Source organism: Alloalcanivorax marinus, from assembly GCF_016906305.1.
Classification (GTDB): Bacteria; Pseudomonadota; Gammaproteobacteria; order Pseudomonadales; family Alcanivoracaceae; genus Alloalcanivorax; species Alloalcanivorax marinus.
This window is the reverse complement of sequence record NZ_JADDOL010000002.1, coordinates 211,003-233,555: the sequence shown is the minus strand read 5'-3', so window position 1 is coordinate 233,555 and position 22,553 is coordinate 211,003. Positions and strand designations below refer to the sequence as shown.

General features: G+C 66.2%; 16 protein-coding genes. 13 read left to right on the top strand and 3 right to left on the bottom strand.

Going from position 1 to position 22,553, the window contains the following annotated elements:
• Positions 1–3 precede the first annotated feature (3 nt).
• A complete protein-coding gene (locus IM760_RS02605; RefSeq protein WP_204427003.1) occupies positions 4–2,088 on the bottom strand; it encodes an oxidoreductase in 2,085 nt (694 codons plus the stop codon).
• A gap of 12 nt (positions 2,089–2,100) precedes the next feature.
• A complete protein-coding gene (locus IM760_RS02600) occupies positions 2,101–4,203 on the bottom strand; it encodes an oxidoreductase (protein ID WP_204427002.1) in 2,103 nt (700 codons plus the stop codon).
• Positions 4,204–4,660: 457 nt separating this feature from the next.
• On the opposite strand from IM760_RS02600, the gene IM760_RS02595 reads away from it, so the two are divergent.
• The 13 genes from IM760_RS02595 to IM760_RS02535 are packed head-to-tail and all read left to right on the top strand — an operon-like array spanning position 4,661 to position 22,051.
• Positions 4,661–5,857 carry a CaiB/BaiF CoA transferase family protein gene (locus tag IM760_RS02595; protein WP_204427001.1) on the top strand — a complete coding sequence of 399 codons (1,197 nt, stop codon included), beginning with the start codon at positions 4,661–4,663 and terminating at the stop codon, positions 5,855–5,857.
• Between the two features lie 9 nt (positions 5,858–5,866).
• Positions 5,867–6,790 carry a hydroxymethylglutaryl-CoA lyase gene (locus IM760_RS02590; protein WP_204427000.1) on the top strand — a complete coding sequence of 308 codons (924 nt, stop codon included), beginning with the start codon at positions 5,867–5,869 and terminating at the stop codon, positions 6,788–6,790.
• Entirely contained in the window at positions 6,780–7,751 is a 972-nt protein-coding gene (locus tag IM760_RS02585) for a WD40/YVTN/BNR-like repeat-containing protein (RefSeq protein ID WP_204426999.1), read from the top strand. Before IM760_RS02590 ends, IM760_RS02585 begins: the two co-directional genes overlap by 11 nt.
• Complete coding sequence (locus tag IM760_RS02580; RefSeq protein ID WP_204426998.1) at positions 7,751–10,144, top strand: efflux RND transporter permease subunit; 2,394 nt, start codon at positions 7,751–7,753, stop codon at positions 10,142–10,144. The genes IM760_RS02585 and IM760_RS02580 overlap by 1 nt, the downstream gene beginning before the upstream one ends.
• 33 nt (positions 10,145–10,177) lie before the next feature.
• Positions 10,178–11,842 (top strand): DUF1302 family protein, encoded by a 1,665-nt coding sequence (locus IM760_RS02575; protein WP_204426997.1) that lies wholly within the window; start codon positions 10,178–10,180, stop codon positions 11,840–11,842.
• 10 nt (positions 11,843–11,852) lie between these two features.
• Entirely contained in the window at positions 11,853–13,115 is a 1,263-nt protein-coding gene (locus IM760_RS02570) for a DUF1329 domain-containing protein (protein ID WP_204426996.1), read from the top strand.
• Between the two features lie 45 nt (positions 13,116–13,160).
• On the top strand, positions 13,161–15,233 hold the full coding sequence (locus tag IM760_RS02565) for a hydantoinase/oxoprolinase family protein (RefSeq protein ID WP_204426995.1): 2,073 nt from the start codon (positions 13,161–13,163) through the stop codon (positions 15,231–15,233).
• Between the two features lie 3 nt (positions 15,234–15,236).
• Positions 15,237–17,099, top strand: coding sequence for a hydantoinase B/oxoprolinase family protein (locus IM760_RS02560; RefSeq protein ID WP_204426994.1), 1,863 nt, complete (start codon positions 15,237–15,239; stop codon positions 17,097–17,099).
• A gap of 9 nt (positions 17,100–17,108) precedes the next feature.
• A complete protein-coding gene (locus IM760_RS02555) occupies positions 17,109–17,699 on the top strand; it encodes an isochorismatase family protein (protein ID WP_204426993.1) in 591 nt (196 codons plus the stop codon).
• Positions 17,653–18,105 carry a hypothetical protein gene (locus tag IM760_RS02550; RefSeq protein ID WP_204426992.1) on the top strand — a complete coding sequence of 151 codons (453 nt, stop codon included), beginning with the start codon at positions 17,653–17,655 and terminating at the stop codon, positions 18,103–18,105. Before IM760_RS02555 ends, IM760_RS02550 begins: the two co-directional genes overlap by 47 nt.
• Positions 18,102–19,511, top strand: coding sequence for a 3-isopropylmalate dehydratase large subunit (gene leuC, locus IM760_RS02545; protein WP_204426991.1), 1,410 nt, complete (start codon positions 18,102–18,104; stop codon positions 19,509–19,511). Before IM760_RS02550 ends, leuC begins: the two co-directional genes overlap by 4 nt.
• A gap of 1 nt (position 19,512) precedes the next feature.
• Positions 19,513–20,145 (top strand): 3-isopropylmalate dehydratase small subunit, encoded by a 633-nt coding sequence (leuD, locus tag IM760_RS02540; protein WP_204426990.1) that lies wholly within the window; start codon positions 19,513–19,515, stop codon positions 20,143–20,145.
• 31 nt (positions 20,146–20,176) lie between these two features.
• Positions 20,177–22,051 (top strand): sigma 54-interacting transcriptional regulator, encoded by a 1,875-nt coding sequence (locus IM760_RS02535; protein ID WP_204426989.1) that lies wholly within the window; start codon positions 20,177–20,179, stop codon positions 22,049–22,051.
• Positions 22,052–22,133: 82 nt separating this feature from the next.
• Here IM760_RS02535 and IM760_RS02530 read toward each other — a convergent pair whose 3' ends face one another.
• Entirely contained in the window at positions 22,134–22,523 is a 390-nt protein-coding gene (locus IM760_RS02530) for a nuclear transport factor 2 family protein (protein ID WP_204426988.1), read from the bottom strand.
• Between the last annotated feature and the right edge of the window lie 30 nt (positions 22,524–22,553).

The window sequence follows — 22,553 nt, the reverse complement described above, 5'->3', positions numbered from 1 at the left end:
GGGTCAGGCGGGCAGGTCCTTGAGCCGCTCCGGCAGGGCCGGATCAAACTGTTCCAGCGCCCCCGGTTCCACGTAACGGGTCCAGTTGTCGAACTCCTCCCGGCCGGCCAGGAAGCCCTCGAAAATGGCATGGTCGGTCTTGCGCGGCGCCTGGCAGTCGCCCACCCGGTGTACCTTGGGGTGGCGCTCCCGGAGCGCCAGGTAAAGCGCCTCCGCCGGCAAATGGCGGACCGCCAGGACCACGCTGTCGAAGTCCTCCAGGGTGTGTGTTTCCCCGGTGTAGAGCTGGTAGAGCTCGGCCTTGCCCTTCTCGAAGCTGCTCACCCAGCTGTTCAGCGTGGCCCGGAAGCGGTCCCCGGGCAGCTTGCCGTACACCACCGGCTGATCCAGGGTCTGGGCCAGTTTGTGGAACAGCGCGTTCCAGCGGGTCACCAGATGCACGTGATGACCGCGCTCCACCAGATACTCGGTGATGCCCGCGGAATAGCGGTTGCCTTCCTCGTCCAGCACCAGCACCCGTTCGCCCACTTCAGCGCCTTCCAGCACGTCCACGGCGGTCAGCACATGGGGCGCGTCGATGCCGGGAATCTTCGGCACCAGCGGGTTGATGTCGGAATAGCCGCTGCGGTCCGGGGTGGAACCGGTGGCCACGATAATGCCGTCCGGGTCCAGGGCGAGCACGCCGTCCACGTCCGCCTCGCTGCCCAGGCGCACGTCCACGCCCAGTTTTTCCAGCTGGGAGCCCAGGTCCTTGGTGATCCAGGCGAAGCTCTCACGGCGCGGCAGTTTGACGATGTGATTGACCTGACCGCCCAACTGTCCGTCCTTTTCCAGCAGGGTCACCCGGTGGCCACGGCGGGCCAGGCCCTCCGCCGCCTTCATGCCGCCGGGGCCGCCGCCGACCACCACCCAGTGGCCCGGCGTGGCCGCCGGCGTTTCGGTGTGCGGGGCGAAGCGTTCCTCGCGGCCGGTGGCCGGGTTCACCTGGCAGGTCATGGAGGTGCCGTAGAACAGCCGCGCCACGCAGCCCTGGTTGCAGCGCAGGCAGTGGTAGATGTCGTTCTCGCGGCCCTGGCGGGTCTTGTTGGCGAAGTCCGGGTCGGCGATCTGCGCCCGGGTCATGGCCACCATGTCGGCGCCGTCCCGGGCCAGGATCGCCTCCGCTTCGGCGGCGGTGGTGATGCCCGAGACCGCGAACACCGGCAGATTCACCGCTTGCTTGAGGCGTGCCGCCGGGTCGGCCAGCCAGCCGTTGGGCACGTCCGCCGGCGGCATGATGTAGCTGGCGGACTGATACACCCCGGCGGTGGTCATGATGTAGTCGATGCACCCGGTGGCTTCCACGGTGCGCGCCACCTCAATCCAGTCGTCCACCTCCAGGCCGCCGGGCACCATTTCGTCCAGCGTGAGCCGTACGCCCACCACGAAGTCGGGGCCGACCCGCTCGCGCACCGCGCGGATCACTTCCAGGGGAAAACGCAGACGGTTCTCGAAGCTGCCGCCGTACTCGTCCTGGCGCTTGTTGAACAGCGGCGAGATGAACTGGTGCAGCAGGTAGCTGTGCGCCAGATGCACCTCCACGCCGTCGAAGCCCGCCGCCTTGGCGTACTCGGCGGAGCGGGTCCAGCCTTCCACCACCTCGTCCATGTCCTGGCGTTCCATGGCCTTGGCCTGTTCGCCGAACACCGGTGACTTGATGTTGGACGACGACCACAGCACCCGGTAGTCGTCCATGGCATGGGTTTCGCCCATCACGCCGAAGTGGTTGAGCTGGGCGAAGATGCGCGCGCCGTGGTCGTGCACCGCCCGGGTCAGGGCACGGTCCCGTTCCACCATTTCGTCCCGGTAGCCGTAGGCGTAGCCCCGGCAGAAAGTGTTGGAGGTGGGATGAATCAGCCGGTTGCCGGTGATCATCAGGCCGATGCCGCCCCGGGCCCGGGCGGCGTGGTACTCGATGTCCCGGTTGGTGGTAAGGCCGTCGCGGGTGTTGAACGCCATGGCGTGGGCGGACTGCATCAGCCGGTTACGGATCTCGATGTTGCCCACGCGCAGCGGGCGGAACAGATGCGGATAACGTTCCTGAGTCATGATGTTCGGCTCCTATTGCGCCTGGGTGCCCAGCGTTTCGCGCCAGTCGTGGTCGAAGCTTTCCAGCTCGCCCTGCTCGATAAAGCGGTCCGGGTCGTCGAGCATCTCGCGGCCGGCCAGCATGCCTTCGTAGATCACGTCCTGGAGCGGGCGGGGCAGCAGCGCGTCGCCGATGCAGTGCAGATTGCTCACCCGGCCCTGCAGGGCCTGATAAAGGCTGTTCTCGGCGGCGTGGCCGGCGGCGATCACGAAGTGGTCCGCTTCCAGGGTCTGGCTGTCCCGGTCGGTAAACAGGTTGAACAGTTGCGCCCGCTCGCCGTCCACGGAACGCACCCAGCTGTTGATGGTGTATTCCAGGCCTTTCTCGAACACGTGCCGGTAGTTCACCGGCAGATCCAGGGTCAGCGCCAGATTGGGCGAGAGCGCGTTGAAGCGGCTGACCAGATGCACCTGATGGCCCCGGTCGAGCAGGAACTCGGCGGTACCCAGGGCGTAGCGGCCACCGTCCTCGTCGAACAGCACCACCCGGCGGCCCACCGCGTCCGGGTTCTCCAGCACCTCCACCACGCTCAGCACGTTGTCCTGATCCATGCCCGGCACCCGGTCCACCGCCGGCCGGGTGGACGTGAAGCCGGTTTTCAGCGGCCGCGAACCGGTGGCCACGATCACGCCGTCGGCACCGAAGGCCGCCACCTGGTCCGCGTCCAGGCGGGTATTGAGTTGGATCTCCACCCCGGCCTTGCGCAGCTGGCGCTCCAGGTCCCGGGGCAGAAAGCCGAATTTTTCCCGGCGCGGCAGCCGCGCCGCCAGGTTGAGCTGACCGCCCAGGCGCTCGTCGGCTTCCACCAGCGTGACCCGGTGGCCCCGCTGGCGCAGCACCAGGGCCGCTTTCATGCCGGCGGGGCCGCCACCGATCACCAGCCAGTGGGCGGGACTCGCCGCCGGCGTCAGGGTGTGGGCACCAAAGCGGCGCTCGCGGCCGGCGGCCGGATTGACCACGCAGGAGATGGCGTTGCCCACCATCAGCCGCGCGATGCAGGCCTGGTTACAGCGGATGCAGTGGTTAATTTCGTCCTCGCGGCCGTCGCGCAGTTTGTTGGCGAATTCCGGATCCGCGATCTGGGTACGGGTCATCGCCACCATGTCGGCGGCGCCGTGGGCCACCAGATCGTCCGCTTCCTTGGGGTCGACGATATGACCGACGATGAACATCGGGATGTCGGCCTCCTCGCGAATGGCCTGGCGCATCCGCGCGCCGTCCTTCACCAGCCAGTTTTCCGGATAGTCGCCGGGCGGAATCTGGTCCGCGTGGGCGGCATAGGTGCCGGCGGTGGCGCTCACGTAATCCACCAGACCGGTGCGCACCATCAGGCGGGTCATCTCGATGGCCTGGTCGGCGTGCATGCCGTCCACGGTGCATTCGTCCATGGACACGCGGATGCCGACCATGAAGTCCGGGCCCACCTCGTCGCGCACCCGCTGCAGGGTTTCGATGGGAAAGCGCACGATGTTTTCCAGGCTGCCGCCGTACTCGTCGGTGCGTTTGTTGTAGACGAACGACAGGAACTGCTGGTGCAGATAGCCGTGGGAGTAGTGCAACTCCACGCCGTCGAAGCCCGCTTCCTTGGAGTAGCGGGCGGTGAGCGCGAAGTGCTCCGAGACCTCGTCCATCTCCGCCTTGGTCATTTCCTTGGCCCACTCGTTATAGGCCGGCGACTTCATGGTGGAGGGCGCCCACAGCACCCGGTAGTCGTCCAGGGCGCCGCTGCGGCCCTGGGGCCCGAAGTGAATCAGCTGCGCCACGATGCGGCCGCCGTGGGCCTGCACGGCCTGGCACATTTCCCGATCCCGCTCGATGATTTCTTCCCGGTTGCCGCGGGCCAGGGTACGGCCGGGGCCGGTGGAATGCGGATGGGTGTGGCGGGCGCCGGTGACGATCAGACCGATGCCGCCCTTGGCGCGCTCCGCCTGGTAATAGATGTCGCGGTCGTTGGTCAGGCCGTTGCCGGCATGAAAGCCCTTGGCGTGGGCGGTTTGCATCAGACGGTTGCGTACCGTCACTTTGCCGATCTTCAGCGGGCTGAGCAGATGGGAATAGGTGGGGGAGTCGGTCATTGGTGATCCTTCCTTTTCTTACTGTTATTGGCGCTTGCCTCTATCGGCACCGCGACGATCACGCACGGCGCCCTTGGCCGGTGAAAGGGCAAGACACATGCCAAACCCGGTAGCGATGAATAACTGCATGAATCGTCAGGGTTTTTACGGCAAAGCCGGTTTTTCCGGGGAGCCCGGCTGTTTTCAGAGGGGAGGGTGAGCTTTCAGATTGAAGGACCAGTGAGACCCGTGGGAGCCACCGGTCGCGGCGGACCTTATGTCTTTCAGGGTGAAAGGCGCGGATTTCCGTGTGAAAAGTCCGGCGGTCCCGGGGCAAACCCGGTCGGCACCGCTGCCGGACTGAAAAAGACTTTAAAAACAAACGACTAATTCAAAAGCGGAGGCAAACAAAAAAGTTGGCACCGTGTTTGCGATAGGGAGTGGCGACCCTTCAACAAACACAACGTGCGAACAACCTATGACAAAACCACTCGAAGGCGTCCGGATTCTCGATCTGACGCACATGCTTTCCGGCCCCTACGCCGGCATGATTCTGGCCGACCTCGGCGCGGATTCCGTCAAGGTCGAGCCTTTGAAAGGCGAGGGCACCCGCAGCCTGCTTGCCAAGGACCCGAACCATTCCTACGGCGGTCAGGGCGCGTATTTTCTGACCCTGAACCGCAACAAAAAAAGCGTCTGCATCGATCTGAAAAGCGAGGCCGGTCTGAAGGTCTTCTACGACCTGGTGAAGGACGCGGACATCGTGCTGGACAACTTTTCCGCCGGCGTGCCCGCCAAGTTGAAGATCGACTTCGAGCATCTTTCCAGAATCAATCCGCGCATCATCACCTGCTCCGTCACCGGCTTCGGCCAGGCCGGCCCCAACTTTCAGCGGCCCGCTTTCGACCAGGTGGTCCAGGGCATTGGCGGTGGCATGTCGATCACCGGTCACGACCAGGATCACCCGGCCCGAGCCGGTATTCCCATCGGCGATCTGGGCGGCGGCATGTTCGCGGTGATGGGCGTGCTGTCGGCACTGCACGCCCGGGAAAAACGGGGCTACGGCCAGCACGTGGACATCTCCATGCTGGATTGCCAGATCTCCATGCTCAACTACATGGCCACCATGTATTTCCTGAGCGGCGACGACCCCAAGCCGATCGGCAACTCCCACTTCGTGCACGTGCCCTACGACGCCTTTCCCACCAGCGACGGCTTCGTGATCATCGCGGTGATCTTCGACAGCTTCTGGGACAACCTGGTGGCGCTGCTGGACATCGAAGCGCTGCGCGATCCCAAGTACAAAACCCAGCCGGGACGCTTCGCCGACAAGGACAGGATCAACGGCATTCTCAAGGAACTGCTGGTCACCAACACCACCGCCCACTGGGTGGACCTGCTGTCCAGCGCGCGCATCCCCTGCGCGCCGGTGAACAAATTCTCCGAAGCGCTCAGCGATCCCCAGGTGCTGTTCCGCAACATGGTGGTGGATATCCCGCAGCGCGACGGCGGCTCGGTGAAGGCGCCGGGTAACCCGATCAAGCTGTCGGTGGATTCCGAGGAAGCCTTCAGCACGCCCCCCGGACTCGGCCAACACACCCGTGAGGTTCTGCGCGCGCTGGGCTACAGCGAGCAGCAGGTGGAAGAGCTCATGACCCAGGGCGTGATCGGCTAGGAGGCGACCATGGATATCCGTATCAACGAGGTGGGCCTCCGCGACGGTCTGCAGAGCCAGGGCAAGACCCTGACCGTGGACGAACGGCTGGCTCTGGCGGAGGCGCTGGCCGGCGCCGGCCTGCGCTATATGGAAGCCGGCAGTTTCGTGTCGCCCAAGGCGGTGCCGCAGATGGCCGGCACCGAGGACCTGTTCCCGCGACTGCCGTCGCCGGAGCGCATCCAATACGCCGCCCTGGTGCCCAATATGAAGGGCTACGAGCGGGCGGTGGCGGCCGGCGCGCGCACCGTCAACGTGGTGCTCTCGGTCACCGAGACCATGAATCAGAAGAACATCAACATGTCGCTGGCGCGTACCGCCGAAGTCTGCGAGCAGATCGTGGCCCGCGCCGCCGGCGAGGGCGTCAACGCCCAGGCCTATCTGGCGGTGGCCTTCGAGTGCCCCTTCGAGGGTCCGGTGGCGCCGGAGGTGGTGGCCCGCTACGGGGCGCTCATGCGTGACGCCGGCGCCGGCAAGGTGATCGTCGCCGACACCATCGGCGCCGCTGACCCGGCCAAGGTGGACGCGGTGCTGGAGCGCTTGCTCGAGCACGTGGACGTGGCGCGGGTGTCCTGCCACTTCCACGACACCCGGGGCATGGCCCTGGCCAATATCCACGCCGCGGTACTGGCCGGCGTGCGCGAATTCGACGCGTCCATCGGCGGCCTGGGCGGCTGTCCGTTTTCCCCTGGCGCCAGTGGCAACGTGGCCACCGAGGACGTGGCGCTGATGTTGCAAAGCATGGGCCTGGACACCGGCATCGATCCGCTCGGTCTGGTGCCGGTGGTCCGCGAGGCGGAGCGCCTCACCGGCACCGCCCTGGGCGGCAAGTCGTTCCGCTGGTTGAGCCGGCAGTACGGCAAGACCCGGGGAGGGCAGGGCGATGATCAGTAAGCTGCTGGGCTGGGTGGCGCGCATCGCGCCCTGGGCCATCGTCGCCGGCCTGGGTTACGCGGCGGCGTTCGTTCAGCCCACCGTGGAGCCGCTGCCGTTGCCGCAGCCCCTGGTGGAACCCCGCGATCATTTCCTGGACGTGGCCGGCGACGGGCACGGCGCCCTCTGGTTCGCCGGTAACGCCGGCACCGTGCTGCACCGGGACGCCGGCGGCCACTGGGCGCGACGGGCGTTCGAGCAACCGGTCAATCTGCAAGGCATCGCCGAGGGCGACGGCCGGGTGGTGGCGGTGGGCAACCAGGGCTGGGTGTTCACCGACGCCGGTCAGGGCTGGTCCGCCCTGCAACTGCCGGTCTCCGACTACGCCGGCAAGCTGATCGCGGTCGGTTATCTCAACGGTGCCTTCTGGATCACCGGTGAAATGGGCGCCATCTTCCGCGGCGACGGTGCCGGTGACTGGCAGGCGCTGAGCCTGGACACCGATGTGGCGCTCAACGACATCACCCGGGCCGACGACGGCGGCCTCTGGATCGCCGCCGAGTTCGGCAATCTGTTCCATTCCTCCGATCAGGGCCGCACCTGGCAACGCCAGGAACTGCAGGGCGAGAGCCTGCAGGCCATCGCCTTCCATGGCCCCACCGGCGTGGCGGTGGGCAACCAGGGCCGCGTGTATCTCAGCGACGACACCGGCGTGTCCTGGCGGGCCGTGGACAGTGGCACCCACGAGCACCTGTACGACGTGGTCCATGACGGCCATCGCTGGCTGGCGGTGGGCGCCGGCGGCGTGCTGCTGACGTCCGCGCGGGGCCATCACTGGTCGCCGCTGGCGGCGCGTGGCTTCAGTAACGGCTACCACACGCGGGCGCTGCCCACCGCCGAGGGGCTGGTGGTGACCGGCGAGGATCTGGGTCGCGTGCATCAAAGGCAATGGACCGCCTGGCCGGCAGAGGAGAAAGAATAATGTCAATGAGCCGTTTCGCCATCGGCCTGTCCGAGCTGTGCATCCGGCATCGCCGCCTGGTGGTGGCGTTGATTCTGGGGATCACCGTCTTGATGTCGCTGGTGCTGCTGCGTATCGACGTGCGCACCGTGTTCAGTGACATGGTGCCCAAGGGCCACCCCTACGTGGAGGTCCATGAGCAATACAAGGAAACCTTCGGTGGCAGCAACAAGGTCACCATCGTGGTGAAAGCGGAGCAGGGCGAGATTTTCACGCCGCCGGTGCTCGCCGAGATCCAGCGCGTCACCCGGGAGCTGGCCAAGGTCAGCGGCGTCAATCCGTTCCAGATCGTGTCGCTGGCCTCGCGCAAACTCAAATCCGTGAACGCCTCCTCCATGGGCATCGAAAGCGTGCCCCTGATGTGGCCGGACGTGCCGGCGGACGCCGCCGGCATCCGCACCCTGCGCGAGGCGGTGATCAACAATCCACTGGTGTACGGCATCTACGTGGATCGCGACCTGCAATCGGCGCTGATCCAGGTGGATTTCTACGATCAGAAGGTGGACTACGGAAAGATCTTTCCGCAGATCAACGCCATCTTCGATGCCTCGCCGATTCCGGATCAGGTGTCCTACCACCTGGTGGGCGAGCCGATTCTGTACGGCTGGGTGGACCATTACCTGGACGAGACCGTGGTGATCGCGCTGCTGTCCCTGGGCGCCATGTTGCTGGCCCTGTTCCTGCTCAACCGCACCTGGCGGGGCGCGCTGCTGCCGCTGGTCAGCGGCACGGTGTCGGCGATCTGGGCGCTGGCCATCGGCGTGATGCTGGGCTTTAACTTCGATCCGCTGGTGATCGTGGTGGCCTTCATCATCACCGCCCGCTGCTTCAGTCACTCGGTGCAGTTGATCACCCGTTTCGACGATCTTTGCGACGGCGACGGTCTGCAGCCGCGGGCGGCGGCGGAAGCCACCATGAAGGAGCTGTTCCGGCCCGGCCTGCTGGGGCTGATTTCCGACGCCGGCGCCATTCTCTGCGTGCTGCTCACGCCGATTCCGCTGCTGCAGAAGGTCTCCATCATCGGTGCGCTCTGGGTGATGACCATCATGTTCTCGGCGGTGGTGCTGACCCCGGTGCTGCTCAGCTGGGTGAAGGCGCCGCTGCGCTATGCCCACCCGCTGAACCTGCGTTTCCTGCTCGACGCGGTGCTGACCGTGGCCTATCGGCTGGCGGCCGGGCGCGGTGCCTATCTGGTGCTGCCGGTGACCCTGGTGCTGGTGGGGCTGCTGATGGCCAAGGCCACCGATCTGACCATCGGCGATGCCGCCCCCGGCTCGCCGATCCTGTGGCCGGAAGCGAGCTTCAATCAGGACAGCGCCCTGATCAACCAGCGCTATCCGGGCACCGAGCAGATGTTCGTGGTACTGGAAGGCGACCGCACCGACGCGCTCAAGCGCGTGGAGGCGCTGGACTGGATGCAGCGTTTCCAGCGCCGCATGGAACGGCTGCCCCAGGTAGGCGGCAGTGTGTCCCTGGCGGACATCGTGGTGGACGTGCGCCGCAACCTTTACGAAGGCAATCCGCGCTACCGGGAACTGGGCGCCTCGCAGATCGAGAACGGCGAGCTGATCAGCTTCTACATGCAGGGCGCGGCGCCGGACGATCTGGCCCAGTTCGCCGACCCCCTGTTCCAGAACGGTTCGGTACTGCTGATGCTGCGTGACCGGCGCGGCGACACCCTGCGCCAGGCGATCTTCCAGATCCAGCGGTTTATCGACGAGAACCCGCTGGACGGCTTCCGGATTCGCATGGCCGGTGGCTCCATGGGCATCACCGCGGCCATCAACGAAGTGCTGCTCTCCGACCAGATCGAGGCCATCGCCCTGGCGCTGCTGGTGGTGATCGTGTCCTGCCTGCTGGTCTATCGCTCGTCCGCCAGTGGCGTGTTCTTCATCGTGCCGGTGCTGATTTCCAACGTGGTCACTTTCGCCTTCATGGCCTGGCAGGGCATCGGCATGAGCATCAGCACCCTGCCGGTGGTGGCGCTGGGCATCGGGCTGGGCGTGGACTACGCCTTCTATATCGTCGATTCGATCAAGGAATACCTGGAGAAGTATCCCGATGGCGACCCCCGCGACGCCATCCGCCAGGCGCTGTTTTCCGCCGGCCGGGGGGTGCTGCTGACGTCGGTGACGCTGGCCGCCGGGGTATTGCTGTGGGCCGCCTCGTCGCTGCGCTTCCAGGCGGAGATGGGAATGCTGATCGGTCTGTGGTTGCTGGTGTCGGCCTTCACCTCGCTGCTGGTGATGCCGTCGCTGGTGCGCATTCTCAAGCCCGCTTTCATTTTCGACCCGCCGAAAGACCGGGCCGCCGCCACGCGGCCCTCGGAACCGGCGGCGCTTTCCACCGAGTAAAACGCCAACGACTCACCAAACGGGGTAATTGCCATGATTGGATTAAACAATAAGAAAGTCACCAAACCGGACCGGCGCCTGCCCGGCCGCGTGGCCCTGGCGGTCACGCTGGCGGCCACCTCCGCCGCTCAGGCCGACGACCAGAACTGGCTCACCAAGGATTGGGAAATCAGCGGCTACGCCCGCCAGTATCTGTCCTGGAACCTGGAAAACCCGACCCTGATCGGCCCCGGCCCCAACGGCCTGGATGGCGTTCAGGAAGGTGACTACCGGGGGGATCTGTCCATGGTGCGCACCGTGGGCAAACTCAATATCTTCCGCGACTTCGGCGCGGTGCGTTTCAAGACCACCGGCCGGGTGTCCCGGGAAGCGTCCACCAGTTATCTGGATGACGTGCAGGACGTGGCCGACGCCTGGGCCCGCACCGGCGGCGCGCCGGAATCCTCCGTGGACCTGATCGACGACAGCTATAACGACGAGGAGCTGCGCGAGTTCTGGCTGCAGGGCGACCTCACCGACAGCCTCAACCTGAAGATCGGCCGCCAGCAGGTGGTTTGGGGCGAGACCGACTTCTTCCAGCTGATGGACGTGATCCACGGCTACGATTTCCGCTGGCGCTCGTTCCTGGAGCCGGAGAACGAGGAGCTGCGCAAGCCGCTCAACATGGTCAACCTGACCCAGCGCTTCGACGACGCCGGTGGCAGCCTGCAGCTGATCTATATTCCCGGCCGCCTCAACGATGAGGAAGACCGGGGCAACAGCTACGACGTGGAAGGCGGGCGCTGGGCCAACCAGCCCAACCGGGGCGTGCCGTTCGCCACCGCGCCGTTCGGCGCCAACGTGCGCTACAACTACCACCACCCGGACGCGGACATGGACGACGATTCCTACGGTCTGCGCTGGAACGGCCTGGCCGGTGACTGGGGCTACTCCCTGGCCTGGTTCCACGGTCCCAATCCGAATCCGGTGGCCAACCCCAACCCGGCCACCAACAACACCGCGCCGGAGCTGTTCGTGGGCGCCTACGAAGGCACCTATGAGGGCGGCCCCGCCGAGGCCGGTGAGTTCATCTATCCGTACATCGACGTATTCGGAGTCTCCGCCAACAATTACTTCCCGTCCCTGGACGTGGTATTCAGCACCGAGCTCGCCTACATCCCCGAGGCGCCCTACAACGCCGGCATCCAGAGCAACAGCCAGGGTCGCGGTTGCGGCTTCTTCCCGGGCTTCTGCGGCATCGAGGAGAAGAACCTGTTCCGATCCATGTTCCGTATCGACAAGCAGGTGGATCTGACCGGTGTGCTGGGCACCAGCCGGCCGTCCTTCCTGTCGGTGCAGGTGTTCAATAACTGGATCGCCGATTTCGACAAGAGCGAACAGCTGGTCAACACCGCCGGCTTCAGCGGTGACACCAAGGAATTCAGCAGCATCGTCACCGCCATCCTCGCCGCCAACTACGCCAACGACCAGATCAACCCGAGCCTGGCGGTGGGCAGCGACCTGACCTACGGCGGCGGTTTCGTGATTCCGTCCGTGGAGTTCGTCTATGGCGACCACATCCGGGTTCGTCTGGAGGCCGACATCTTCTTCGACCGTGAAGAACAGGACCGGCCCCTGCAGGACTTCAACGACACCAACCTGTTCGGCTATTTCGCTGGCAACGACCAGTTCGTGGCCCGGCTCACCTATCAGTTCTGAGGAGATCATCATGACAATAACCAAGTATCTTTCCGCCGCACTGCTGTCGGTGTCCGCGCTCGCCGCGGCGCCGGCCGGGGCTGCCGAGCTGTCCGCCGGTGACCGGCTCGACGCCGGCAATCTGGACGGACGTCTGCAGGACACCTTCGAGGGGCACAGCATCGACAGCCTGCTCACCGACGTGCAAAAGCGCCTGATCCGCGAGCAGGGTCTGGTCATCACCCTCAAGAACTCCGAGCCGGTGAAGCTGGGCAAGGACTATCTGGCCGCCACCGAGAAGTATTCCGGCGGCGTCTCCTATGACCCGGACACCCGGCTGATGAAAGGCTGGAAGGCGGGCATGCCGTTCCCCGAGGTCACCGAGGACACGCCCCATGCCGCCGAGAAGCTGGTGTGGAACCACCACGTGGCCCAGCCCACCAAGAACTTCCAGGATTACCCCCAGTTCGCCTACCTGTTCGTGGACGACAAGCGCGGCCTGGAGCGGCGCCAGGAGTGGGTGTTCAAACGCTTCTACACCAAGGGGCGTCTGGGCGAGGACAGCACCGAGATCGGTGACGGCGACACCCTGTTCAAGCAGCTTCTGTACGCCACCTACCCGAACGACATCCGCGGTCTCGGTCTGTTCACCGTGCGTTACGACGGTCCGCAGCTGGACGACAGCTGGGCCTATCTGAAGTCCGTGCGTCGCACCCGGCGTCTGTCCGGCGGGACCTGGATGGATCCCATCGGCGGTACCGACCAGCTCAACGACGACATCGAGATCTTCAACGCCCACCCCACCTGGTACCCGGAATACAAGCTGCTCGGCAAGCGCACCGTGCTGGCGGTGGCGCACAGTTCCGTGAAGGCCTGGGACCAGGGCGCCAAGGGCAACGCCGAGTTTCCGGTGGTGGATCTGGACCAGCCGCCGTACTGGAATCCGCTCGACAAGTGGGAACCCCGTGAGGTATGGGTAATCGAGGCCATCGCGCCGCCGGAACATCCTTACAGCAAAAAAATCATGTACATGGACACCCGGTTCCCGCGCTTCTACATGGCCGACGTCTACGACAAGAAGGGGGAGTTCTGGAAGTGGTTCAACTACCACCTCAAGACCATCCAGACCGAGGACGGTGACACCGGCATCGTGTCCTCCGCCGGCTTCACCATCGACTACCAGCGCCGTCACGCCACCATTTTCATCCTCAGTCCCGATGCACGGCTGAACACCCCGCGGGTTGATCCCGGCGACATCAGCCTGCGCGAACTGGAACAGGCGGCGGTGCGCTGAGGCCCGGTGCCGCAGCCTCGTAAGAATAAGTAACGGAGACGAAGAATGAGTTATCGATTGGGTGTTGATGTGGGTGGCACCTTCACGGACTTGCTGCTGATCAACGACGACACCGGGGCCACCTATACCGCCAAGGTACCGTCCACGCCGAGCGATTCGTCGATCGGCGTGCTCAACGGCATCGACAAGATCTGCCGTACCTCCGGCGTCGACCCGCGCCAGATCGACAAGGTGATGCACGGTACCACCGTGGCCACCAACGCGATCCTGACCCGGCGCGGGGCCCGTGTCGGCCTGGTCACGACCCGCGGCTACCGGCAGGTGCTGCACATCGCCCGGTCCTATGTGCCGGGCGGTATCGGCGGCTGGGTGATCTTCAACAAGCAGCCGGTGCTGGCGGCCCTGGAGGACACCATCGAGGCCGACGAGCGCATCGGCGCCGACGGCGCCGTGGTCACGCCTCTGGACGAGGCGCGCCTGCGCGAGGATCTGAAGGCGCTCAAGGACGACGGCATCGAGGCGCTCACCGTGTGCTTGATCAATGCCTACGCCAACGGCGAGCACGAGGAGCGCATCGCCGCCATCGCCCGGGAGATGATGCCGGAGATTCCGGTGTCGATTTCCTCCCGGGTGGTGCCGGAGATGCAGGAGTACGAGCGCACCGAAACCACGGTGGTGAACAGCTACGTGCGGCCGGAGGTGTCCCGCTACCTGGACAACCTGGCGCGGGAGCTGGAGAACCGGCTGGCCGACGACGTGTCGCTGTCCATCCTGCGTTCCGACGGCGGCCTGTCCGCCTGCGACCTGGCCGGCGATACCCCGGTGAACCTGCTGCTGTCCGGCCCCGCCGGTGGCGTGGCCGGGGCCATCTGGTTCTGCTCCCGGGGCGGCTACGACAAGGTGCTGACGTTCGATGTGGGCGGCACCTCCACGGACGTAGCGCTGATCGAGAACAACAGCGCCCGGCTGCGCCGCGAAACCCGGGTCGGTGACGTGGCGGTGCGCGCGCCCTCGGTGGACGTGCGCACGGTGGGCGCCGGCGGCGGCTCCATCGCCTTCGTGCCGGAGCTCACCAAGGCCCTGCGCGTGGGGCCGGACAGCGCCGGTGCCGACCCCGGCCCGGCGGCCTACAACAAGGGCGGCGAGCTGCCCACGGTGACCGACGCCAACGTGGTGCTGGGCTACCTGCCCGCCGACCAGAAACTGGGCGGCGACATGGTGATCCGGCGGGACCTGGCGGAGAAGGCCATGGCGCGCATCGCCGAGCCCATGGGACTGTCCCTCAAGGAAGCCGCCGAGGGCGTGGTGCGCATCGCCAACGAACACATGTTCGGGGCGCTGCGGCTGATCTCCGTGGAGCAGGGCTACGACCCCCGTGACTTCGCCCTGTGCGGGTTCGGCGGCGCCGGCCCGCTGCACGCCAACGCCCTGGGCATGCTGATGAACGCCTGGCCGGTGATCGTGCCGCCGTCGCCAGGGGTGCTTTGCGCCTATGGTGACGCCACCACCCGGGTCAAGGACGAGGCGTCCCGGTCCCTGGTGAAGGGGTTCTCGCAACTCTCCACCGAGGAGGTCACGCGCATCCTCGAACAGCTCACCGAGCAGGTCACCGCCTCCCTGTCCCACCAGGGCATCGCCGGCGACGACCAGACCATCACCTGGCAAGCGGACGTGCGCTACCAGGGTCAGGCCCTGCTGCTGACCCAGGACCTGGACCGCGATGCGCTGGCGGAACGGGGCCTGGCGCTGATCGGCGACACCTTCGACGGCGAGCACGAGCAGCTGTTCAACTTTGCGCTGGACGAGGAGCACGAACTGGTGAACCTGCGCGCCATCGCCCGGGCGCCGCGCCCGAATATCGCCGAGCGGGACTACGGCGGCGACGCGGTGGCGCTGGAGGACGCGGTGGTCGGCGAAAGCCAGATCTATTTCCAGGGCGCCGATCATGACGCGGTGCTCTACGACCGGGCGCGGCTGTGGCCCGGCCATAGCCTGGCGGGCCCCGCCATCGTCATGGAGATGGATTCCACCACCGTGATCTTCCCCGGCTACGGCGCGCGCGTGGACGGTGTCGGCAACCTGCTGATCGAACCGGTCGATAACAACGAGAAGGAGTGAACCATGGCTGCCACCCTGATACAGCCCAACAATGAACCGTTCCGCGCCGTCGATGTGGACACGGTGACCCTGGACATCATCGAAAACGCCATGGCCAACGCCCGCAACGAAATGGACGCGGTGCTGTTCCGCACCGCCATGTCGCCGGGCATCCGCGAACAGGGCGACGCCTTCCCGATGATCGCCAACCAGGACGGCAAGATGGTGGTGGGCCAGTTCGGCTCCTTCATCTACGGCTTCATGCAGTCCTACCAGGGCACCGTGGAGGAGGGCGACGTGTTCCTCACCAACGACCCCTACATGTGCGACGGCGCCGTCAGCCACCTGCCGGACTGGCTGGTGATGGTGCCGATCTTCAAGGACGGCCGCCTGATCAACTGGGCCGCCATGTTCGGGCACATGTCCGACGTGGGCGGCAAGGTGCCCGGCAGCCTGCCCACGGACGCGCGCAGCATCTACGAGGAAGGCATCCGTATTCCGCCGCTGAAGATCTACCGCAACGGTGAACTGAACAGCGACGTGCTGGACCTGATCCTGCACAACGTGCGCATGCCGCGCTGGAACCGCTCCGATTTCAACGCCATCGTCGCCGCCTGCCGCACCGCCGGCCGCCGCTGTCTGGACCTGGCCGAGCGCTTCGGCGACGACCTCTATGTCAGTGCCCTGCAGATGATGCTGGACCGCAACCACGCCGCCATGCGCGAAATCATCCGCAAGGTGGTGCCGGAGACCCGCCAGTCCTTCGAGGATTACATCTGCGACGACGGCGCCGGCATCGGCCCGTACACCATCCGCTGCACCCTGTGGCGGGAGGGCGACAAGGCGATCTTCGACTTCGAGGGCACCGACCCCCAGGCACCGTCCTCGGTGAACTTCTACCTCAACGAGGAGATGTTTAAAATGTTCTTCGGCGCCTACACCATCAACCTGTTCGACCCGTCCATTCTGTTCAACGACGGTTTCTACGATCTGGTGGAGGTGCGCATTCCCCAGGGCTCGATCCTCAAGCCCGACTTCCCGGCGGCGCTGTCCTGTCGCACCCACTTGCTGGGCCGCATCTTCGACGTCATGGGCGGGCTGCTCGGCCAGGGCACGCCGGAAGCGATGAGCGGCGCCGGTTTCTCCGATTCGCCGCACTTCATGTACTCCGGCTACGACGAAAAAGGCGAGTGGTTCCAACTGTTCCAGATCGGGTTCGGCGGCATCCCCGGCCGGCCCCTGGGCGACGGACCGGACGGCCACAGCCTGTGGCCGGGCTTCACCAACGTGCCCAACGAGTTCGTGGAAGCCTACTTCCCGCTGCGCATCGAGACCTACGAATCCATCGCCGACTCCGGCGGCGCCGGCCAGCATCGCGGTGGCAACGGCATCCGCGTGGGCTACCGGCTGCTGGCGGACGGCGAGGTGTCGATCCACGACGACCGCTGGCTCACCTATCCCTGGGGCGTCAACGGTGGCCTGCCCGGTCAGCGCAGCCGCAAGGAACTGGTGCGCGCCAACGGCGAGCGCCAGGTGCTGCCCTCCAAGTGCGACAACATCAAGGTGGCCAAGGGCGACCTGGTGATCTTCGATACCTGGGGCGGCGGCGGTTGGGGCGATCCGCTGGAGCGGGACCCGGCGGCGGTGGGCACCGATGTGCTGAAGGGCCTGGTGACCCAGGGCGGGGCGCGCCGTTACGGCGTGGTCTGCGACGCCAGGGGGCGGGTCGATCAGGCCGCCACCGAGGCCCTGCGCAAGGAGATGGCGGCGCAGCGCGGCCCCATCGGCGAAGTGTTCAACCGCGGCGGCACCCTGGAGGAGATCAAGGCCCGCTGCCTGGAAGAAACCGGCCTGCCGGCGCCGCGTACACCGGTGTGGGAAAGCTGAGGGGGCGCCATGAGTCTGCAATCACGACGCCTGGCCGCCGCCCGCCGCTACGCCCTGGTGCTGGTGGATCTGAGCCTGGGGTTCACCGACCCCGGGCTCAGCCCCCTGGCCAGCGAAGCGGGGTCGGTGCTGGACGCCAACGCCCGGCTGCTGGCGGCGTTCCGGGAACGGTCGCTGCCGGTGTTCTTCACCACCGTGGCCTATGAACGGGACGATCAGGCGCGGGTGTTCCGCGAGAAGCTGCCCGCCCTGGAGGTACTCCAGGTCGGCTCGGGGTTGGAACGCATCGACCCGCGCGTGGCGCCCCGGGACGACGAGCCGGTGCTGGTCAAGCAATGGGCCAGCGGTTTCTTTGGCACCGACCTGGCGGCGCGGCTGCGCGCCGCCGGCGCCGACGGCGTGGTGGTCACCGGCCTGACCACCAGCGGCTGCGTACGCGCCACCGCGCTGGACGCCCTGCAGCATGACCTGCGCACGGTGGTGCCCCGGGAAGCGGTGGGGGACCGGGACCCGGACGCCCACCAGGCCAACCTGAAGGACTTGGGGATCAAGTATGCGGACGTGCTTTCCGTGGACGAGACCCTGGCGCTGCTGGACTAGTCTGCTGGGCCTGCTGCTGGCCGGGTGTCAGTCCGCGCCCCCCGCCGGCGGCGCGCTGCCGGCGGAACTGGCGGCGCGTCTGGCCGCTGAACCGGCCGCCTGCGCCGCCTACCGGGACGACTACGTGCGCGCCTTTCACCGTCATGTGGCGGCCCTGAGCCGCCACGACGACGCCGCCCGCGAGCGGGCCAGCGAGGCCCTGCACCGGTTGCGCCGCGATCTGGCGGCACGGGGGCTGGACGCGGATGCCTGCAGCCGGCCGCGCTGCATTATCGAGCCGCTTCAGGGCGGCAAGCTGGATAGCTGGTGCGGGTTCCGCCTGGCGGACCGGGACGGCCCCCATCTTTATCGCTGGGTGGCTTGGCCGCCGCCGCGCGGAACGGCCCGCGCCGAGGAATCGCCATGACGCAACACACCCTCTACGACAAGCTCTGGGATCGCCATCTGGTGGACACCCTGCCCGGCGGCGAGTCGTTGCTGTACATCGACCGGCACCTGATCCACGAAGTGTCCTCGCCCCAGGCGTTCGCCGCCCTGCGCGAGAAACGGCGCCCGGTGTGGCGCGCGGACGCCAACCTGGCGGTGCCGGACCACGCCGTGCCCACCCGCAACCGGGACCTGGGCGTGGCGGGCATTCGCGACGGTCTGGCGCGCCAGCAGGTACGCCGGCTGCAGGATAACTGTCGGGAAACGCGCATCCCGCTGATCGACCTCACCGATCAGCGCCAGGGCATCGTCCATGTGATCGGCCCGGAGCAGGGGCTGACCCTGCCGGGCATGACCCTGGTGTGCGGCGACTCGCACACCTCCACCCATGGCGCCCTGGCGACCCTGTCCATGGGCATCGGCACCAGCGAGGTGGAACACGTGCTAGCCACCCAGACGTTGCGGGCGCGCAAGCTGAAAACCCTGCGCGTGCGTTTCCACGGGGAGCTGGACGAGGGCGTCACCGCCAAGGACATGGTACTGGCCATGATTGGCCGGCTCGGCACCGCCGGCGCCACCGGCTTCGCCATCGAATACGCCGGCCCCACCGTGGCCGGCCTGTCCGTGGAAGCGCGCATGACCCTGTGCAACATGAGCATCGAGGCCGGCGCCCGGGCCGGGCTGGTCGGCTACGACGGGGTCACCGAGGACTATGTGCGAGGCCGCCCCGGCGCCCCCGACGGCGCCGACTGGGAAGCGGCGGTGACGCACTGGCGTGGCCTGGTCAGCGACCCGGACGCCCGTTTCGACCGGGACGAGGTGTTCGACGCCGGGGCGCTGGCGCCCCAGGTGACCTGGGGCACCTCGCCGGAAATGGTGGCGCCGGTCACCGGCCAGGTGCCGGTGCCGGACGAAGCACCGCCGGGCCAGCGGGACGACCTGCGGCGGGCCCTGGCCTATATGGGATTGACGGCGGGGCAGGCCCTGGAAGGGTTGCCCATCGACCGGGTCTTTATCGGCTCCTGCACCAACGCCCGCATCGAGGATCTGCGGCAGGTGGCCAGCCTGGTGCGCGGCCACCGGCTGTCACCGCGCATCCGACAGGCGATCATCGTGCCCGGTTCCGGGCTGGTGCGTCTGCAGGCGGAGCGGGAAGGGCTGGCGGACATCTTCGAGTGCGCCGGCTTCGAATGGCGCGCCGCCGGCTGCTCCATGTGCCTGGGCATGAACGACGACCGGTTGGCCCCCGGCGAACGCTGCGCCTCCACCTCCAACCGCAATTTCGAGGGTCGCCAGGGCAAGGGCGGGCGCACCCATTTGATGAGTCCGGTGATGGCGGCCGCGGCCGCCCTGACCGGTGTGATCACCGACGTGCGGGGGCTCTGAGATGCAGGCTTTCACGCAGCACAGCGGCATCGTCATTCCACTGGACCGGCGCAACGTGGACACCGACGCGATTCTGCCCAAGCAGTATCTGAAGAAGATCGACAAGGAAGGGTTCGGCGCCCATCTGTTCGACGACGAACGCTATCTGGACGCCGGCGACGTGGACACGCCGCCGGCCGAGCGCCGGCCGAACCCGGCGTTCGTGCTGAACCAGACCCCCTACGACCGGGGCACCGTATTGCTGGCGCAGGCCAATTTCGGCTGCGGCTCCAGCCGTGAGCACGCGGTCTGGGCGCTCCAGGATTTCGGCATCCGGGCGGTGATCGCGCCGTCCTTTGGTGAGATCTTTCAGGGAAATTGCTTTAATAACGGTGTACTGCCGGTCATTCTCAGCCAGCGGGACGTGGACGAATTGTTCCGGTTGTGCCGACAGGCGCCGGAGCAGCCGCTCACCGTTGACCTGGCCGGGGAGCGGCTGCGATGGGGCGACCGTGAATGGCCGCTGAGTGTAGACTCCGCGCGTCGGGATGCCCTGCTGGCGGGGCTGGACGACATCGGCATCACCCTCGAGAGAGCGGAAAAAATACAACAATACGAAGTCCGACGGCGCCGCGAGGAACCCTGGTTGTTCTAAATGGCGGGACGTTTGGAGGCTGGAGGAGACTATGGAGTTCGAGAACGCCGAACTGTCGCGGGCCCGCATCTGCCTGATTGGCAACTCCAAACTCAGCAAGATGGTGCATTCGCTGATCCCGGAGTTTCAGGCGGCGGCGGACATTTCCATTATCGACAATATCTTCAGCGACGCCCTGTTGTCCGCCCGCCACCTGGTGGAGCAGGGCAACGTGGACATTTTCGTTAGCGCCGGCGCCAACGCCTATTACCTGAAGAACACCCTGCCGGTGCCGGTGGTGGCCCTGAAGATCCGGCAGAGCGATCTGATCAGCGCGGTGCTCAAGGCCCGCGCCATTTCCCACAAGATTCTGATTTTGCTGCACGAGGACCAGGCGGTGGAGTGGGAACTGTTGTCCCATCTGCCCGGCGTGGAGATCGTGCAGAAGAGCTACGTCACCGCCGACGACGCCAATAACATCTTCCACAGCCTGCGCCAGCAGGGCTTCGGCGCGGTGGTGGGTTCCAGCTACATCTGCGACCTGGCGGAACAGGCCGGCATTCCCTATGTGATGATCTATTCGCGGGCCTCCTGCCGCCTGTTGCTGCGCCGCGCCATCAACCTGGCCGGCGAGTACAAACGGGAACGTCAGCAGCAGGCGTTCGCCGATTTCCTGCTGGCCAACACCGGCACCGCCACCCTGGTGACCAACCGGGAGGAGCGGGTGATCGCGTTCAACGACCAGGCCCGGGAGCTGCTCGCCAACCTGTATCGCGGCCGTCGCATCGACAAGTTGCTGGACAAGCGGTTTCTGGATACCGACGACACCGTGGCCGAGGGCATCCTGCTCAACGACCGCCTGTGCCGGGTCAGCAAGCGCGCCTTCGACGTGGGCGAGGAGCGGGTCGGCCACGTCTATTCCATCAAAGCGGCCCCGGTGTCCCGGGTGGAGGAGGGGCGGGACCCGGTGGAGCTGGTGTTCCGCTCGCGGCGCATGCACGAGGCCACCCGGCTGCTGAGCGTGTACGGCGCCACGCCCGGTTCCGTCCTGCTGCGTGGCGAAACCGGCAGCGGCAAGGAGCTGGCCGCCCGCGAGGTGCACCGCGCCAGCGTCAACCGGGACGGGCCCTTCGTGGCCATCAACTGCGCCGCGATTCCCAGCGAGCTGTTTGAGGCGGAACTGTTCGGCTACGCCGACGGCGCCTTTACCCACGCCCGCAGCGGCGGCAAGTCCGGGCTGCTGGAAGCGGCCAACAACGGCACCTTTTTCATGGACGAAATCAACTCCCTGCCCATGCCCCAGCAGGCCAAGCTGCTGCGGGTGCTGCAGGACCGGGAAGTGCGCCCGGTGGGCTCGCGTAAATCGGTGGCGCTCAACGTGAAGTTCGTGGCCGCCTGCAACCACGATCTGATGGAGGAGGTCCGCGCCGGCCGCTTCCGGGAAGACCTTTACTACCGGCTCAATGTGTTCACCGTGCAGCTGCCGTCGCTGCGGGAAAGGCCGGAAGACATCGAGCCGCTGACGCGCTACTTCATTCGCCGCCTGTCCGCGCGCTACCAGATGGACATCGAGGAAGACGCCCTGTGCGAGGCGCTGCTGCCGGTGTTTCTGCACTACGGCTGGCCGGGCAACGTGCGCCAGCTGGAGAACCTGCTGGAACGTCTGATGGTGTCGTCGTCCATGTACGACAACCTGACCGAGTTCGCCGCCGCCATTCGTCATCTGGCTCCGGAGCTGTTCGACGGCGGCCCGGGGGGCGCCACCGACCAGGGGCACCTGCGGCAGAAGGAGCAGGAGGAGATCCTGCGCGTGCTAGAGCAGTTCAACGGCAACCGCAGTCAGGCGGCGGAGTATCTGGGCATCAGCCAGACCACCCTGTGGCGGCGGCTCAAGGAGTTGGAGAAACGAAAGCAGCAAGGCGGATAAGCGTCGTCGCCAAAAAAAAGCGGCGCCGGGGAGGCGCCGTGATGGAAAGACATCTAAGTGGAGTTGCCTGACTGAGCAGCGCCTAGCGGAGCACGTTGTCGCCGCTCATGAACACGAACACGCGGGAGAACTTGCCGTCTTCCACGTACCAGAAATTGCAATTGGACAGGCGCACCTCGGTGCCGTCGGCGGTTTTCAGATAAACGTTGAAGCGCGCGGACACACTCTGGTTTTCCTCGTCCGCGGTGCATTCGAAATCGCCGTGCCACACCTCCTCGAAGCCGCTGAAGAGATTTTCAAACATGGCGCGGATGCCGGCCTTGCCCTCATGCACGATGGGATCGGTGGGAATGGTGAACACCGCATCGTCGTGGAAGTTGGCGAGCACGGCGTCCATGTCCTTCTTGTCCACGTTGGCGAAGTAGCTCTGCGTGGCCATATCAATCAGTTGTTGTCGGTTGAGTTTTTTCATTATCGACTCCTTTGGTCGGTGGCATGATCG